At 56.2% G+C, this 16308-nt stretch carries 20 protein-coding genes; 16 read left to right on the plus strand and 4 right to left on the minus strand.

Translation table 11 applies throughout. From position 1 onward, the window contains the following. Positions 1 to 134 precede the first annotated feature (134 nt). The 6 genes from QEP12_RS12460 (at position 135) to QEP12_RS12485 (ending at position 3378) form a co-directional block, all read left to right on the plus strand. A complete protein-coding gene (locus QEP12_RS12460) occupies positions 135 to 1112 on the plus strand; it encodes a helix-turn-helix domain-containing protein (protein ID WP_284214454.1) in 978 nt (325 codons plus the stop codon). Further along, positions 1109 to 1606: a hypothetical protein gene (locus tag QEP12_RS12465; RefSeq protein ID WP_174864101.1), complete on the plus strand. Its 498-nt coding sequence runs from the start codon at positions 1109 to 1111 to the stop codon at positions 1604 to 1606. The genes QEP12_RS12460 and QEP12_RS12465 overlap by 4 nt, the downstream gene beginning before the upstream one ends. A 17-nt stretch (positions 1607 to 1623) precedes the next feature. Then, complete coding sequence (locus QEP12_RS12470) at positions 1624 to 2124, plus strand: RuvC family protein (RefSeq protein ID WP_174864099.1); 501 nt, start codon at positions 1624 to 1626, stop codon at positions 2122 to 2124. Continuing rightward, on the plus strand, positions 2124 to 2537 hold the full coding sequence (locus QEP12_RS12475; RefSeq protein WP_284214455.1) for a recombination protein NinB: 414 nt from the start codon (positions 2124 to 2126) through the stop codon (positions 2535 to 2537). Before QEP12_RS12470 ends, QEP12_RS12475 begins: the two co-directional genes overlap by 1 nt. Next, entirely contained in the window at positions 2534 to 2743 is a 210-nt protein-coding gene (locus tag QEP12_RS12480; RefSeq protein ID WP_284214456.1) for a hypothetical protein, read from the plus strand. Before QEP12_RS12475 ends, QEP12_RS12480 begins: the two co-directional genes overlap by 4 nt. Before the next feature lie 113 nt (positions 2744 to 2856). After that, positions 2857 to 3378, plus strand: coding sequence for a hypothetical protein (locus QEP12_RS12485; RefSeq protein WP_174864094.1), 522 nt, complete (start codon positions 2857 to 2859; stop codon positions 3376 to 3378). 4 nt (positions 3379 to 3382) lie between these two features. Here QEP12_RS12485 and QEP12_RS12490 read toward each other — a convergent pair whose 3' ends face one another. Continuing rightward, complete coding sequence (locus QEP12_RS12490; RefSeq protein ID WP_174864092.1) at positions 3383 to 3691, minus strand: hypothetical protein; 309 nt, start codon at positions 3689 to 3691, stop codon at positions 3383 to 3385. Positions 3692 to 3821: 130 nt separating this feature from the next. Here QEP12_RS12490 and QEP12_RS12495 point away from each other — a divergent pair, with 130 nt between their 5' ends. The 10 genes from QEP12_RS12495 (at position 3822) to QEP12_RS12540 (ending at position 13467) form a co-directional block, all read left to right on the plus strand. Then, positions 3822 to 4502, plus strand: a complete 681-nt coding sequence (locus QEP12_RS12495) for a hypothetical protein (RefSeq protein ID WP_284214457.1) — start codon at positions 3822 to 3824, stop codon at positions 4500 to 4502. Continuing rightward, complete coding sequence (locus tag QEP12_RS12500) at positions 4499 to 5959, plus strand: terminase large subunit domain-containing protein (RefSeq protein WP_284214458.1); 1461 nt, start codon at positions 4499 to 4501, stop codon at positions 5957 to 5959. The genes QEP12_RS12495 and QEP12_RS12500 overlap by 4 nt, the downstream gene beginning before the upstream one ends. A 1-nt stretch (position 5960) precedes the next feature. Then, a complete protein-coding gene (locus QEP12_RS12505; protein WP_284214459.1) occupies positions 5961 to 8171 on the plus strand; it encodes a portal protein in 2211 nt (736 codons plus the stop codon). Between the two features lie 125 nt (positions 8172 to 8296). Next, on the plus strand, positions 8297 to 8512 hold the full coding sequence (locus tag QEP12_RS12510; RefSeq protein ID WP_284214460.1) for a hypothetical protein: 216 nt from the start codon (positions 8297 to 8299) through the stop codon (positions 8510 to 8512). Positions 8513 to 8548: 36 nt separating this feature from the next. Next, entirely contained in the window at positions 8549 to 9481 is a 933-nt protein-coding gene (locus tag QEP12_RS12515) for a hypothetical protein (protein WP_284214461.1), read from the plus strand. 16 nt (positions 9482 to 9497) lie between these two features. Then, complete coding sequence (locus QEP12_RS12520) at positions 9498 to 10532, plus strand: N4-gp56 family major capsid protein (RefSeq protein ID WP_284214462.1); 1035 nt, start codon at positions 9498 to 9500, stop codon at positions 10530 to 10532. Positions 10533 to 10624: 92 nt separating this feature from the next. Continuing rightward, positions 10625 to 11095, plus strand: coding sequence for a hypothetical protein (locus QEP12_RS12525; RefSeq protein WP_284214463.1), 471 nt, complete (start codon positions 10625 to 10627; stop codon positions 11093 to 11095). 17 nt (positions 11096 to 11112) lie between these two features. Beyond that, complete coding sequence (locus QEP12_RS12530; RefSeq protein ID WP_284214464.1) at positions 11113 to 11757, plus strand: phage adaptor protein; 645 nt, start codon at positions 11113 to 11115, stop codon at positions 11755 to 11757. 85 nt (positions 11758 to 11842) lie between these two features. Then, the gene (locus tag QEP12_RS12535) at positions 11843 to 12247 is read left to right on the plus strand and encodes a hypothetical protein (protein WP_284214465.1); all 405 of its coding nucleotides are present in this window, start codon (positions 11843 to 11845) and stop codon (positions 12245 to 12247) included. An 80-nt stretch (positions 12248 to 12327) separates the two neighbouring features. Beyond that, on the plus strand, positions 12328 to 13467 hold the full coding sequence (locus tag QEP12_RS12540; RefSeq protein ID WP_284214466.1) for an HNH endonuclease: 1140 nt from the start codon (positions 12328 to 12330) through the stop codon (positions 13465 to 13467). A 243-nt stretch (positions 13468 to 13710) separates the two neighbouring features. Here the strand turns inward: QEP12_RS12540 and QEP12_RS12545 are convergent, their stop codons facing one another. The 3 genes from QEP12_RS12545 to QEP12_RS12555 form a co-directional block, all read right to left on the minus strand. Next, positions 13711 to 14670 (minus strand): Bug family tripartite tricarboxylate transporter substrate binding protein, encoded by a 960-nt coding sequence (locus QEP12_RS12545; protein ID WP_284214467.1) that lies wholly within the window; start codon positions 14668 to 14670, stop codon positions 13711 to 13713. 61 nt (positions 14671 to 14731) lie between these two features. Further along, entirely contained in the window at positions 14732 to 15256 is a 525-nt protein-coding gene (locus QEP12_RS12550) for a carboxymuconolactone decarboxylase family protein (RefSeq protein WP_284214468.1), read from the minus strand. A 32-nt stretch (positions 15257 to 15288) separates the two neighbouring features. Next, complete coding sequence (locus QEP12_RS12555; protein WP_284214469.1) at positions 15289 to 16257, minus strand: Bug family tripartite tricarboxylate transporter substrate binding protein; 969 nt, start codon at positions 16255 to 16257, stop codon at positions 15289 to 15291. Positions 16258 to 16308: the final 51 nt, after the last annotated feature.

Genomic DNA, 16308 nt, shown 5'->3' on the forward strand with positions numbered 1-16308 from the left:
CGTACTGGCTCAGCCCTGGCCCAGCAACTGCAGCGTGGCCGCATCAGCGCTCACCCACCTGCAGCCAACAGCTATTTCAACATTCCACAGCCTGGCAGCCACCATCGCAGCCAGCGCATTGCTAAGGCGGCGATATGAGTATTGCGCTGATGACTATGGCTTGGCAGACGGTTTTGCCGCTGAACCAGAAGGCAGCGTTGCTGGCTTTGTCTGACTGGGCCAATGATGAAGGCTCAAGCCTGCACCCATCGATTTATGCACTGTCTGAGCGACTGACCTGCAGTGAGCGCACTGCACAGCGTTTGATGCGTGATCTTGAAGATGGCCAATGGATTGCTGTGGTGGGCAACCACAACGGCGGCCGCCCTGGAGCTACGCGCAATTACCGGATCAACGTGCGCAAGCTGCGTGAAGAGGCTTTCCGAGAGGAAGAGCGCCGCGCTGAATACCGCCGCCAGTATCGCCACACCAACATGGATAACACCCCAGATCCATTTGCCCAGACGGGTGACAAATTGAGCATGACGGGTGACACCGGTGTCACGGGTGACAAATTGACAGGGGTGACAAATCAGGTAGAGACGGGTGACAAAACGGGTAGTAGACGGGTGACAAATCAGGCAGAGACGGGTGACACCGGTGTCACCCTAACCACCATAGAACCGTCAATAGAACCACCAAAGAACCACCAATACACCAAACCTGCGAAATCGACGGTTCCTGCCAAACCGGTTGAGGTGACGGATCAAACCTGGTCGGACTGGCTGCAACTGCGCAAAACGCTGAAGGCTGCGGTGACGCAAACCGCTGTGGACGCAATCAACCGCGAAGCGCGCCGAGCTGGCTACACGCTGGAGCAGGCTTTGGTGACCTGTTGTGCCAACGGCTGGCGAGGTTTCAAGGCCGAGTGGATGCAGCAGCGCGGCCAACAGCAACAAGCTCCCCGTGAGACGGCCTACCAGCAGCAGATGCGCGAGCGCGTGGCAGTGCTGACGCCGCGTTTTGCAGCCCAGCCGCCCAAGCAGCATGCCGGGGACTTTTTCCGTGAGCAAGCGATTGAGGTGCAGGCCCAGGAGGTTGGCGGCGCCCGAATGATCGGAGGCCAACGATGAACGAGCAGCAAAGCAGCAAATCGCCGCGCGCCTTGCCCATGCCGTGGGTGGAAAAGATTTTCGAGAAGCTGAGCATGACCTATGGCCGCGAATTCCTCGCCCGGTGGGACGGTTTCAAGGAAGAGGCGATGTTGGAAGTGAAGCAGGACTGGGGCATGGAGCTGGGTGGTTTTTTCGATCAGCCAGATGCGATCAGCCATGCCTTGGCGCACTTGCCCGCCAAGGCTCCGAACGTGATCGAGTTCCGCCAGCTGTGCCGCAGCGCACCCAAGCCGCAGTTCAAGCATCTGCCACGCCCAGCCCAAGACCCGCAGAAGGTGGCCGAAGTGATGGGCGTCGTGAAGTCCAAGCTGACCAAGTTGCCAGCACTTGACCCCAAGGACTGGGCACGAAAGCTCAAGGCCCGACACGAAAAAGGCGAAAAGCTCGCCCCCCACCAGATCACCGCATACCGCCAAGCCCTGGGGTTTGAAGGCCGCCAGTCGTGGCAATAAAACAGGAGCAAAGAACAATGATCGTTATTGGAATTGATCCCGGTTTGACGGGTGCTTGCGCGGTGATGGACCACAACGGCGTTCGCGCAGTGTTTGACCTGCCCATCATGAAGGCGCCGGACGTGGGGCCCGATGCCATGGTGCAAAACAAGATCGACGGCCGCGCGCTCTGCCAGTTGCTGCTCAAGCACTGCCCAGCCTCCGAGGGCAAGCCTCACGTCATCCTGGAGAAGGTCGGCACCATGGGCGGAAAGAACAACGCCGTCCAGACGCAAGGTGCGTTGCTGCGCACGCTGGGCGCTGTGGAGACAGTGCTGGAGTGCTTGAACTACAAGATCCAGTACGTGGCCCCCCAGTCCTGGAAAAAGCGCTTCGGCCTGAAGTCGGAAAAGTCGAAGTCTCTGGAGACTGCCCGCCGCTTGCACCCCGAAGTGCTGGCTGAACTCAAGCGCGTGAAGGACCACAACCGCGCCGAAGCCGTGCTGCTCGCTCACTTTGGACGCATGGAGGTGGCCTGATGGACCGCGTCACCCTCAGCCTGTGGGAGCCAGTCCAGGCGCATAAGGCCATCATGCACGCCTGGTCTCATGCCAAGAACGCAGTGATGGCCGGTCACCGCCTGACCCTGGAGATTCGCCCGGAGAAGCGCAGCGATGCGCAAAACCGACGCCTGTGGTCCATGTTGAGCGACATCAGCGAGCAGGTGGACTGGCATGGCCACCGCCTGACGCCTGCAGAGTGGAAGGATGTGTTCACGGCGGCGATCAAGCGCACCAAGGTCGTTCCCGGCCTAGATGGCGGTTTTGTGGTCTGCGGCCAGTCCACCAGCCAGATGACAAAACGCGAGATGTCCGAGCTGCAGCAGCTGATGGAGGCCTTTGGTGCGGAGCATGAAGTCGCATTCAGGGCCTACGGGGAGGGCGATCAATGACCACCTGCATCGACTGCCAGCATTGGAACCCCAAGGCCACGGACACCAACATGCTGCATTTCGGCTTTGCGCGCTGTGACAAAAAACCGTTGCCAGGGCACACCTTAAGCGCCAAGGCAGAGGCCTGTGAGCAGTTCGCCCAGCTGGAGGCTGACAAGGTGCAGGCGCGTGTGGCCTGGCTCAAAGATAGAAAGGCCATCGTGTGAATCGAGCGCCTTTTCTTTTGAAACGCTGAAAAGCAAAAGGCCCACCGAAGTGAGCCTCCCGCTGAGCTGTAACGCCCTAGACACGCAGCAGTTTAACGGAAGGACACCACCGAATGACAAAACCAGCCGAAACACGCACAAGTCGCCAGATCATTTGGGATGCCATCCAAGAGATGGCTGCCCTTGGGCACACCATCACACGCAAAACTCTGCAGGAGGTAACAGGGCTGACTTATCACATCGTGGACGACCACGTTTCACGCTTCGTGGACGAGGACGGCACGCTGCGCCGGGTGCTGGATGGGGTGTTTGAGCTGGTCAAGGGCTATGACGCGCCGCGCCCAGTGAGCATTACTGATTTGGATGATGGGCAGACGATCATTGAGGTGGGCGACCAGGAGATACGCTTGTGGCCACGCGAGGTGCGTAAGCTGGCCCAGCGCCTGGCAGGCGATGCCCAGCAACTGGCTACCTTGCAGCTTCAACATGATGTGGCGTTGGCCACGCAGGGACTGCAACTGGAATTTCGTGGTGTGCAGCGCGAAATGTCGGCTCGGATCAAGGAGCTGGAGGAGGCTAACCAGAGACTTCGTAAAGAGGTGTCGGAGCGGCCGCTGCAGGGTGCTTTGCTCTGATCAATTACCAGCGTGTATGCCGATGCAGCTCCGCATCAATGCGCCATGCTTGGTACATGGTGTCTTTGTAAAACAGCCAAGCGCCGTAAAGCATCGTCACTAGGGCAACAGCTTCAATAGCCAGAACAATCCAGATTGTTGTTGCCCCAAGGGGCGCTTGAGTCCGGCCGAATGAGGACACGAACATAAAAAGATTAACGACGAAATAGCCAAAAAGACCTACACCAAACCCCACTGCCATGTGCACAGGGCCTCTCCATCCTTGGAACTTATATGCAATCCGTTCGGGTTCTAGTACAAGATTCAAAAGCATGTCAGATCCTCCTTGGATGCATTCTGGAGTACATGCAGTGAAACATGTGTTGTGTCAGCCAAACATGCCGCCCTTAAGCCTCCCCCACTAGGGTTAGCTCCCCAAATGCTTACTCGGAACACTCTGGGGCATGGCAAAGAGCACCGGGATAAAACCTCAAAACGATAAGCCCCAGATTGACTGGGAGCGCATAGAGCTGGACTACAGGGCTGGCGTTAAAAGTCTGCGCGAAATTGCAGAGGGCTCTGGCACCAGCCACGTCAACATCGCCAAGCGTGCCAAAGCCCAAGGTTGGGTGCGCGACCTCACAAAGAAGATCGAAGCCAAGGCCAATGAGCTGGTTAACAAGGCTTCGGTTAACACGCCTGTTAACAAAGCCAGCCCCGCAGCGGAAAAGGCGACGGTCGAGGCGGTCGCCAACACGCAGGCAACGATCCGGCTTGCCCACCGCGCCGACATCGAGCGTGCCCGCCGCCTGTGCATGGGCATGCTTACTGAGCTGGAGCAGCAAAGCGCTGACCCGGCGCTCATCACAGAGGCAGCTGACATTCTGCGCAGCACGCCACCCGAAGAAATGACCAAGGAAAAGCGCGCCAAGCTGGCTGAAATGGCGGCTAAAGCTGGCTCGTTGCAGTCGCGCTCGAGCACCATGCGGTCGCTGGCCGAGTCTTTGAAGGGGTTGATTGCGCTGGAGCGCCAAGCGTTTGGCATTCGTGAAGAGATGCCAGAGCCTCCACCGCCTGGCTTGGAGGCGTTCAGCACCAAGGAACTGCTGGCGGTGGCCTCTGCCCTGAAGGGCGGTGCAGTATGAATCTGTCTTCTGAGTACCTGTCTCCGGACAAGAAAGCCGCGGTGCTTGCGATGGTGGAGCGCGAACTGCAAGGCAGGCAGCTGGATCAATACGGTGCGTACGCCAAGCAGCGCGAATTCCATGCGGCTGGTGCGCAGTACAACGAACGCTTGTTCATGGCTGGCAACCAGCTGGGCAAGACCAAAGCTGGTGGGGCGGAATGGGCCATGCACCTGACTGGCCGTTACCCGGACTGGTGGAATGGTGCGGTGTTCGATAAGCCGGTGGTTTTTTGGGCCGGTTCGGTGACCAGCGAAGCCACGCGCGACAACCCCCAGCGCATGCTGCTGGGCCCACCAGCGATTCAGGACTTGTGGGGCACGGGTATGGTGCCGCGTGATGCCATCAAGGATTTCACCCGGGCGATGGGCGTGGCCAACTTGTTGGACAGCGCGGTGATTCGCCACGGCGGTGGGGGTGATGTGCAGGCCGGCGAGAGCCTGATTGCCTTCAAGTCCTACGAAAAAGGCCGCGAGAAGTGGCAGGGGCCCACAGTCGATGGCGTCTGGTTTGACGAAGAGCCGCCGCTGCCTATCTATGGCGAAGGCTTGACCCGTACCAACAACGGCCAGCGCGGGCAGTTCGCCCTGACTACGTTCACCCCGCTGCTGGGCATGTCGGATGTGGTCAAGCGCTTCTTGATGCCCGAGGCCAATGACTTGGGCGCCAAGACCCGCAAGGTCATCAGCATGACGATCTGGGATGTGGATCACTACACCCCCGAGCAAAAAGAAACCATCGTGGCCAGCTATCCGGCGCACGAACGCGAAGCACGCTCCAAGGGCATCCCCACGCTGGGCAGCGGCCGCATCTTCCCGGTACAGGAAGAGCTGATCAAGTGCACACCGTTTGCTGTGCCTGCACACTGGCCACGCATCAATGGTGTGGACTTCGGCTGGGATCACCCCAGCGCTGCGGTGCAGTTGGCCTGGGATCGAGACAACGACTGCATCTATGTCATCCAAGGCCACCGACAAAGCGAAACGCTACCCGTGGTGCATGCCGCCACCATCAAGGCTTGGGGCGACTGGGTGCCAACTGCCTGGCCGCATGACGGTTTGCAGCACGATAAAGGCTCTGGTGAGCAGCTGGCCATGCAGTACGCCAAGGCGGGCGTGTTGATGCTCAAAGATCGCTCCACCTTTGAAGATGGCAGCAACGGCGTGGAAGCAGGGCTGATGGACATGCTCGAGCGCATGCAGACCGGACGCTGGAAGGTGTTTAGCCACCTGGAAGACTGGTTCCAAGAGTTCCGCCTGTACCACCGCAAGGAAGGCAAGGTGGTCAAGAAGGTCGATGACTTGCTCTCAGCCAGTCGCTACGCCTTGATGATGAAGCGCAAGGCCATCACCAAACCCAAGCCACAGCGCCCAATTACGGGGAACTGGGCACCACTGGATCAAGAAATGGGGTACTGAAATGCAAGCAACCGCTAATAACGGGGGCGTGCAGCCCCAAGGTGCCGATGCGCCACCGATCGATGACCGCCAGACGCTGCTGCAGAATCTGCTGGCCAAGCGTCGCGAGGCGATTGCAGGCCGTGCGGGATCGGGTATCGAGGAAGAATGGACGGAAGATGAGGAGCATTACCAGGGCATTGACGACGCCAACCGTGCGTTCCAGTCGGCCAACATGCTCTATCGCAGCCGCAGCAAGGCGCTGCTGTCGGGCCAGCAGCAGGGCCAGCAGCCCACGCGCTCCGTGGTGTTCCTGAACATCACTCGCCCATATGTAGATGCAGCCAGCGCCCGGGTGGCAGATATGCTGCTGCCCACCGATGACCGTGCCTGGGAGATCAAGGCCACACCGCTGCCGACACTCAGCCAGCTGCAGCTGACCAAGCTGGCTGAGGCGATGCGCATGCCCAGCACGGAGGCCGTGCAGGAGGCGATGGAGCAGCAGGCACAGCTGGCCCAGGAGGCGGCCACCAAGATGCAAAAGGCCATCGAGGATCCGCTGGTGGAGTCCAACTGGCACGGAGAAGTGCGCCAAGTGATTGAGGATGCGGCCCGCTGTGGCTCAGGTGTGCTCAAAGGGCCGTTTCCCGTGATGCGGACGGTGCGCATGACCCGCCAGGATCCGGTAACCCAGCTCAAGACGCAGTTCAAGGTGGACGAAATCAAGCCTGGCAGCAAGCGCATCGACTTCTGGAACTTCTTCCCCGATCCTGCCTGTGGCGAGAACATCCACGCTGGGAGCTTTACTTTCGAGCGCGAGTACATCGGCAAGCGCCAGATCATGGACTTGCTCAAGGATGAGAGCTACGACCGTGCCGAGCTGCTGGCCGTGCTGCGCGAAGGCCCGGCCAAGACGCGCGAGGGCACAGAGTCGGTGTACCGCCACGGTGATGATGAGTTTGAAATGTGGATCTTCCACGGTCACTGCATGCGCCAACAGCTGGCAGCCATGGGCGTAGAGCTGGATGAGGGGGCCGAGGAGCAGTTGCCCGCCATGGCGGTGATGATCAATGACCGCTTGGTTAAGGCCGTGCTCAGCCCCTTGGAAAGCGGCGAGTTTCCCTATGACGTGTTGGCCTGGCAGCGCCGCCCTGGTATGCCCTGGGGGATTGGCGTCAGCCGCCAGATCCGCACCGTGCAGCGCATGCTCGTTGCCAGCACACGCGCCATGATGGACAACAGCGGTCTGTCTGCAGCACCGCAGGTCGTGATCAGCAATGGAATCACGCCCGTGGATGGGGTTTACACGCTTCGCCCCGGCAAGCTGTGGCGCGCTGAAGCGGGCAGCGATGTGCCGGATGTGACCAAAGCCTTTGCCAGCTTTTCGGTGACCAGCGTGCAAAACGAGCTGATGAACATCATCAACTTTGCTTTGAAGATGGCCGAGGACACCACCGGCATGCCTGCCATGCTGCAGGGTATCCGTGGTGATGCGCCCCAGACCCTGGGGGGCATGCAGATGCAAAACAACAATGCCACCAGCGTGCTGCGCCGCCTGGCCAAGCGCTTTGACGACTACATGACGAGGCCGCACATCCAGCGCTATTTCGACTGGATGATGAGCTACAGCGACGACGACAACATCAAAGGGGACTTCGAAATTGAAGTGCGGGCATCGTCGGCCTTGGTAGAGCGGGACGCCCAGCAGCAGTTCCTGATGTCGCTGCTGGAGGCTTCGGCCAACCCCGTGTACGACTTGGATCCGGCCAAGCTGGCGGCCGAGTTGTGCCGTGGCCAGCGTCTGGATCCGAAGAACTTCCAGCTGACAGAGGAGCAAAAGGCCCAGCGGGCACAGCAAAGTCAAGACCCGACGCTGCAGGCCAAGGCACAGTTGCTGGGTGCACAGGCCATCAAAGCGCAGGCCGACGCCGAGCGCGCCCAGGCGCTGACCGTGGGCGCCCGGGTGGAGGCTCAGTACAGCGCTGTGCAAACGGCTCAGGTGATCGAGCAGATTCCCGGCACCGCCACCACAGCCGATGCGCTGCTGCGCTCTGCAGGGTCCATAGACATGGATGCCGCTCCCATCGTGCCGCAGGCCAGCGGTGCAGGGGAGGTGCCACCGGTTGAAGTGCCTACTAACACCAACCCACTGACGCCAGCCAATCCGGCAAGCCCAGCTGTTGGGATGCAGGCTGGCATCGAGACCCAGGCGGACGACGGCGTGCGGTCCTGATCGATAAGCACAGCCCTTTACAGCCCTCCCGGTGCACAACCTGGAGGGCTTGTTTTTTTGTGATCGCGGCATGCCCACCCGGCTAGGGATTCGTCTTTGTGGCGCTAAGCCAGAAACTGTCCCCCATGACGAATTCGGCCATCGACTTCCACTCGCCAACCTGGCGTGCCATCGCAGACAAAGCGCAAGCACAGCTGGCTACGTTGCGGGAGAAGAACGACAGCCCAACGCTGGATGCAACCCGGACTGCGGAAGTCCGTGGGCGTATTGCAGCGTGGAAAGAGTTACTGGCGATGGCGGATGACAAGCCAGCCCCAGTGCAGGAGACCCCCGCCTATTGAGGCTGCGGTTATTCAAAACACAGGAGTGCATGACGCATGAACGTAGAAGACCAGCAAGCAGAGCGCGCAGCGTTCGAACAGGGATTTGCACAAGCTTCCGGGCAGCCTGCACCAGCCCCCGCCGTACCAACGGCCGCGGCGACTGCATCCAGCCAGACTGAGCAAGACCCTGCAATGCAGCCTAACGAGCAGCCTGGTGATGCATCGCAGGCAGCTGCCACCACAGGTGATGAGGGTGCATCCGCACCTGGCACCGGTGAAGCGCAGCTGCCGGATGGTGACGATCCAGAGGTGTTTGGTGGCTTCAAACGCAGCGAAATTGAACGCTTGGTGGAACAGGCCGGGAAAGTCCCCGATTTGGCGCAACAGCTGCGCAAGGCCCAGGGAACGATTGGCGAGCTCAAACGCACGCTGCAGTCCCAGGTGCCAGCGCACCAAACAGCTCCGCCGCAGCCTCACGCTGCGCCCGAGTTGCCGCCAGAACTCAAGCAGTTCGAGCAGGACTTTCCAGAAATTGCCGCCTACGCCAAAGCGTTGATCCCCCAGCAGCAACAGGCCCAGCAGGCAGCCCCGCCCGCCCTAGTGCAGCAGACCGTGGCCACGGATGCAGCACCGGCGACCGCCGCGCTTGACCCTGTGGACATTGAGCTGGCTGTCATGGATCGCATGCACGCAGGGTGGCGCGAGAAGGTGCAAGGGCAAGAGTTCAACACTTGGTTGTCAGCCCAAAGCGAGGAGGTGCAGGCCGCGTTTGGCACGGCAGACACCGCGGACTCGCTGGCGGCCGTCATTGGTCAGTTCGATCAGTGGTCGAGCGCCAAGCAGGCTCAGGCGCAGAAGGCTCAAAAAGGCCAGCAGCGCCTGGCAGCCGCGGTGACCCCCCAAGGTAACGCGCCCAAGCCCCAAGCCGCCCCCACCGAAACCGACGATTTTCATGCTGGCTTTCAGTCAGTGATGGGCCGACGCTAGGCCCGAGGAGAAAACCATGGCTCAATTTACCTCTGGCGCTCCGGCGCCCCGTATCGGCAAGATCAAGGGTGAAATCCTCGCCCATGCGATTGCCACCGAAGTGCTGGGCATTTGCGGCCAGCAGCGCCCACTGCCCAAGAACCAGGGCAAAACCGTGGTGTTCCGCCGCTACCTGCCCTACGGTGCTGCAAATACCAACTGGGACACGCGCAACCGTCCTGCGGTTGATGCCGCAGCGCATGAGCTGGTGGAGGGCGTTACGCCTACGGCCGATAGCTTGACACCGCAGGACATTACGGCGGTGATCAAGCAGTACGGCTGCCTGTACCAGCTGACCGACCAGGTGGCGGACACCTACGAAGACGACGTACCTGCGGAGATGAAAAAGCAGTGCGGCGAGCGCGTGGGTCTGCTGCGCGAGATGATCCGCTACGGTGGCATCAAGGCCTGCACGAATGTGTTCTTTGCAGGTGGCTCCAGCCGTGCCACGGTGGCCAGTAAGATCACGCTGAACCTGCTGCGCAAGATCAGCCGCAATCTGCAGGCCAACCACGCCAAGCGCATCACCGGCATCCTGGCACCTTCCGCAGAGATTGCCACGCAACCCGTGGAAGCGTCGTATCTGGTGTTTGTGCACACCGACGCGGAAGCCGACGTGCGCGATCTGGCCAACTTCGTACACGTGAGCGAGTACGGCAGCCGCAAGCCCGTGCATGCCCAGGAGCTGGGCTCTTGCGAGAACTTCCGCTTTGTGACCTCGCCCGAGTTGGCACCTTACCTGGCCGCCGGTGCGGATGTAGCCGCCACCGCTCTGATGGGCACCGGCAAGGTGGACGTGTATCCGTTCATCGTGGCTGGTGAAGACGCTTGGGGCCAACTGGCACTACGCGGTGTGGACTCCATCGATCCGACCTACATCCCTGTGGGCCAGAAAGACAAGTCCGACCCATTGGGCCAGCGTGGCTACGTGGGCGCCAAGTTCTACATGAACATGACGCTGCTCAATGAGGGCTGGATGGCCATCGCTGAAGCAGGCGTCTCCTCCCTGTAACCCAAGTCCCAGCGCACCCCACACGGGTGTGCTGGGCAGCTATTCCTCTCAAGCAGGGCCAGGCCCTGCGACAACTTCACAGGACGAAAGACATGGCAACTCGCAACCCCCGTACATCCAGCCAGGTCGATGCTGGTGCTGAATACCTTGGCCACGAGCAACAGGGCGCCATCGGCGAAATCCGCACGACAGCAGGCATCGACGTGGTGGACAAGCCTATGCCCAAGGATGCCTTGGATCTGGAAGCATTCATGAATGAACCTGTGACCATCATCGTCAACCCTGCGACGGACCCGGATGAGCCGCGCCTGGTGCAAGTGGGTGTGAACGGCGTCAACCAGTTTCTGGCGCGTGGTGAGCCCATTACGGTCAAGCGCAAGTATGTGGAGGTTCTGGCCCGTGCCAAACGTACCAACTTCACGCAGACTCTGGATGAGCGTCTGGGCGAGGGAATGAACCACCTCAAGGCCATGCACCTGCTGCGATTCCCGTTTTCGGTGATTGAGGATCGCAACCCCAATGGTGGCCCGTGGCTGCGCGGCGTCTTGGCTGAAGCGCGCTAAACAGAAAGCTGACTGCGATGAACCTCAAAGAGCTGATTGCTTTGTATAGGGCACAGGCCTTCGACAAGGTTGAAGACTACTTCTGCAGCGATGAGGAGCTGACCATTTACGCCAATGAGGCGCAAGTGGAAGCCTGCCGGCGCGGTCAGCTCTTGGTAACCACCTCAATCGTGGTGCTTGAGGCCAGCAAAGAACTGCTGAAGCTCGATTCCAGAGCCATCAAAATCACGCGGGCCTTTGTAAACCGACAACCAGTTTCGGTGTTGAGCGTGCAGGAAATGGACGCACTGCATCCGGGCTGGCAGTTCGATAGCCCGCAGTCTCAAACCACGCACCTTGTATCTGGCGTGACAACTGGGACCCTACACCTGTGGCCATGCCCGAGCGCACAGGCCGAACTGTTGATGACTGTGCAGTCGTTGCCGAGCAAGCAGCTGTGCCAAGAGCGAGATACGCCAGAGATTCGGCCCGAGGCGCATGCTGCTTTGGTGGACTGGATGCTGTACCGGGCTTACAGCCGCGAGGACAACGATCTGTACAACGATGCAAAAGCTATCTTGGCACTGCGTCGCTTTGAGGCTGAGTTCGGCACAAAGGCGTCTGCACGGAATGAGGAATTGGTGCGCAGCGGGGCGGCAATGATGCCGGGGCCAATTGCTTGACCCCGGCTAAGGTTCGCGGATAAGGCGACATTCCCATGAAATCAAGGCTCCCAATACGGAGCCTTTTTCATTTACAGGAGTACCTATGACCCGCACCACCAAAGCAACCAGCAAAGCCAAGGCCAGCACGACTGCCAAAGCAGGTCAGCCAACCAGCACAGCACCTGCAGCAAACGCCCTAGAAAGCGTTCAGGCCCAGAAGCAAGCTGTTGAAGTGCCAGCCGGCCGCGAGTTCGAAAGCTCTGACGCGCTGGCGCATTTCATCCAGCACAACCCGGACTTTGGCACGCTGAGCCTGGAGGAGCAGGACACGCTGCGTGGGCAACTGGTGAGTGCCAAGCGCGCGGAGGCCGAGAAGGATGGCTATTGGCCTGATGGCCGCAAGCGTTTGACGCTTTCTGAAGGTGATGCTCTGGCTGACCTCAACGGGAAACGTAGGCCGGACAATCACATCACAAATCTAGGATTGGAGCTCATTGTTATTCAATAAAGCACAACCTCCACCGTCAATGCCTGCCTAATGCTCTATATGTCGTATGCTGTTCCATATATTATATTGAGGAGATGAAGGTGCAGCTGACACTAAAAGACTTAACTTCTGCAGATGCTGTTATCAAAGCTATTCAAGAATGCGATGTTCTTGGACGGGAGCAGTTTCTTAAGAAGTATGGATACAAATACTCCAGGCTGTATTTATTGCATTACAACGGTAAATACTACGACTCTAAGGCAATTGCCGGGGTTAGTGTTGGAAAGCAGCATGGTATACCGCTCAAGTCCAAAGAATTTTCGGGGGGCCTTACTACCGTAGTACCAGCGCTCCGAAAACTCGGATTTAATATTACTGAGCCCGAGCATCCTGCAATCGCCTTGGCCCAAGGTACTACTTACATGCGTAAGGATTTGGTAGAGTGCTACGGAGGTCAACTCCAAGCTGGGATTTGGACCCCAAAAGAGTTTCCCGCCGTCTTCATATTCTCCGGTGATAGTGGAAAAACCTACGGCTATACAGACGGTTGGACCGATGATGGAATTTTTAGATACACCGGCGAGGGTCAAGTAGGTGACATGACATTTACAGGTGGAAATCGAGCAATCTGCAACCATAAGAAAGATGGCAAAGAATTGCTTCTTTTCAAGGATCTTGGTAAAGGTAGGGGAGTTCGCTATCAAGGGTGCTTCGAGTGTGCTTCATGGGAAGATGCAATTGACAAAGACAAAAATGGCGATCTCCGAAAAACCATTGTTTTTCACTTACTGCCACTGACTCCTGGAGTCCAAGCTTCTGAAACCTTTAGCCATTCAATCTCAATAAAGCAAAAGACCATCAGATCCTTAGCCGACCTGCGTAAGGCAGCCTATGAGGCTGCAAAACCAGAAAAAACTAATAAAAGTAGCAGTGAGGTGAAGCGCTCATGGTATGAGCGTAGTGAACAAGTCAAAGAATATGTCCTAGCACGCTCAAAAGGAATCTGCGAGGCATGTGATAGTCCCGCTCCATTCATGAAAAAAGACGGCACACCTTACCTTGAACCCCACCATACCACCCGCCTTTCAGATGATGGTCCCGATCATCCCGAATGGGTTGCAGCTATCTGTCCGACCTGTCATCGTCGAATACATTCCGGAAAGGATGGTGAATGCTGGAATGCAACACTGCAGAAAAGGCTGAAGGCTAAAGAAGCTGCCATGAGAGACGTTAATAATTAGTTTGAAGTCTCGTTGTTTATAAGAAATTATTGTCTAGGGTGATAGTCTTAGATATAGAAATATCCTCAGTCAAATGAATAAAAATCTTCCTTAAATTCTATTAATCGATAAAGGAAGTTTTTTATTCAAAAAATCCCTAATGAAGGGAAAAGGATCATGCTCTCTAAAGAGGGCACGATCCTTTTTTTACTTGATAAAGCGGAAGAAATTTTTGATGAAAAAGCCTTCAGGACTCTTTACAACTTAATCAAGCTTGATCTGTAAACTGTTAATCAATTTTTCCATCTTTTTTGTCTCACTGCGAATAAAATCGTCAAACTGTTCCGCAGAACCAGACACTACTTCTGATCCTATTTCTAGCCATTTTTCACGGAACTGAGGATCAGTAAAAACTTCCTGTATTGTGCTATTTAGCTTGGTTATTATGGGCTTGGGAGTACCAGCCGTTGTAGAGATGCCATGCCATGCGTAATATTCGAAATCTGGGTAGCCTAGCTCACTGATGGATGGTACATCTGGAAGTAATGGAGATCGACTCTTCGTGGAGACTGCCAAGGGACGTAGCTTTCCTGCCTTGATGTGCGGCATAGAGCTTCCCATGATGTCAAACATGCTCGTAATTTGTCCTCCCATAAGATCCACTAGAGCAGGACCGGCACCTTTGTATGGAACATGGGAAATGTCGACCTTAGCATAAGACTTAAACAATTCAGCTCCAAGGTGCTGTGGTGAACCATTGCTGGCTGAACCAAAAGTCACGCGATTCTCAGAGTTTTTAGAGAACTCTACATATTCTTTGAAGGTCTTGATGGGGCTGTTAGAGGAGACTTCTACCACTAGCGGGAACTTAGAAATCTGAATCACCGGAGCCAAGTCCTTAAGCGGATCGAAACCAAGTTTTGAGTACAAAAACTGGTTGGCTGACAAATTTCCACTGGCAGCAAGCAAAATTGTATGACCATCGGGTTTTGCTTTAACAACATGGGCTGAGCCAATATTGCCACTTGCACCGGCACGATTCTCAACGATTACTGGTACGTTGAGTTTTTGAGATAGCGGTGTTGCAATTAAGCGGGCCATCAAATCGGTAGGGCCACCCGGAGGGTATGGAACAATGAAATTTATCGGTTTGTTAGGCCATGCTTCTTGAGCTAATACTGTAAAAGGAAGCAATATTGCAGCTAAGATTATTTTCTTTTTCATGGTTGTCTCTTTTCTTTTAACTATGCCACTATATTTTTTCGATCTTCTAAAATTTTGCGATTTATCGTTCGTCGTGCGAATGGATTTGCAGAGCCTCTAAAAATCGCGAAACCATGTTGTAGGCTGCAATCGTTGCTGTGATCTCCACAATTTCTTCATTGCTGTAAATATTGGCAACCTCGTTAAAAATACTCTCCGGTACCTGTATTTCACGAGTCATCGAGTCCGTATAGGACAAGATGGCACGTTCATTTTTGTCGAAGACATTGCTTGTTGGCCAATTTTTTAGTGCATCTAGCTTGTCTTGTGTTACGCCTTCCTGCAAAGCTATGGGGGCGTGCTGTTCTGCTTCATAGGGGGCGTTATTTAGCAATGCTACTCGCATGATGATTAACTCACGCATTGCACCACTAATACTCGTTTTTTGACGAATAGCGGTGAGATATTTAAGCCAACCTTCTGCGATAGGACCGCTATGCATCAGCATTTGGTAAAGATGCAATATGCTACCGCGCTCTGCAATTATTCGATCTGAGAGCTCTTTGACTGACGGGTGGTTGTAATCTGCATATGGGATTCGTGCCATGAATGAAATACTTTCTTAATTTATAAAGCTAATCAGTTGGCATCAACGATCTTTTGTTTAACCAGTTCTGCCATAACATCGGAATCTTTGCGAACTCGTTGAGCCATCATTTCTGGTGTGCCATTCACTATGTCAAAGGCGTTTTCGTTGAAGCGTTTTACGATCTGGGGGTCCTGCATCACATCAGAGAAAGCGGTGGTAATCTTTTTATGCACATCCAAAGGAAGTCCTTTCGGTGCGAGATAGCCAATCCATGTGGGGTATTCAAACCCAGGTATGAATTCGTTCATAGCAGGCACATCAGGCAACTTGGAGGAGCGTTTTGGTGAACTAACCGCAATGGCGCGAACCTTCTCAGCCTTCACATGCGGCAGCAACACCGATAGACCACCAAACGCATAGTCAATGTGCCCACCCATGAGGTCAGCCATCATTGGAGCTGCACCCTTGTATGGCGCATGTTCTGTCTTGAGCCCCTTGTTGATTCCCAACTGAGCGCTGTTTACGTGGCCAGCAGACGCTGTGCCTGCTGATCCATATGTTGCTTTCGGGTTTGCCTTCAGGTATGCAACAAGTTCATCTAGGTTCTTGACCGGAATCTCATTGCGCACAACCAGAATTTGAGGAGTTGTCACTAAGATGCCGAGGTAGTCAAAGCTGTTAAAGGTGTCAAAAGGTAAGCTCTTAACTATGTGATGGTTTACTGCCTGCGAGTCCAAAGCCAGCATGATCGTGTAGCCATCTGGCTTTGCACGAGCTACTTCACTTGCTGCTAAAGAACCACTTGCACCCGGTTTGTTCTCAACAATGATCTGTTGGCCAAGTCGATCACCAAGAGCTCCACTGATAATCCGGGCGGTTTGATCCACAGCTCCACCAGGAGCAAAAGGAACGACCAGACGGATAGGCTGATTTGGGTATCCTTGTGCCCAGCTAACGCTGCTCACGGTCATTCCCAAACTCACGCAAGTGGCTGCAAGCCAGTGACGGCGATTCATCATTTTTGTCTCCTTGGTTTTTGTGAGTTGTAGGCACTTGAAAATGCCTCTTGA

This window comes from Comamonas jiangduensis (assembly GCF_030162955.1).
GTDB classification, from domain to species: Bacteria; Pseudomonadota; Gammaproteobacteria; order Burkholderiales; family Burkholderiaceae_C; genus Comamonas; species Comamonas jiangduensis.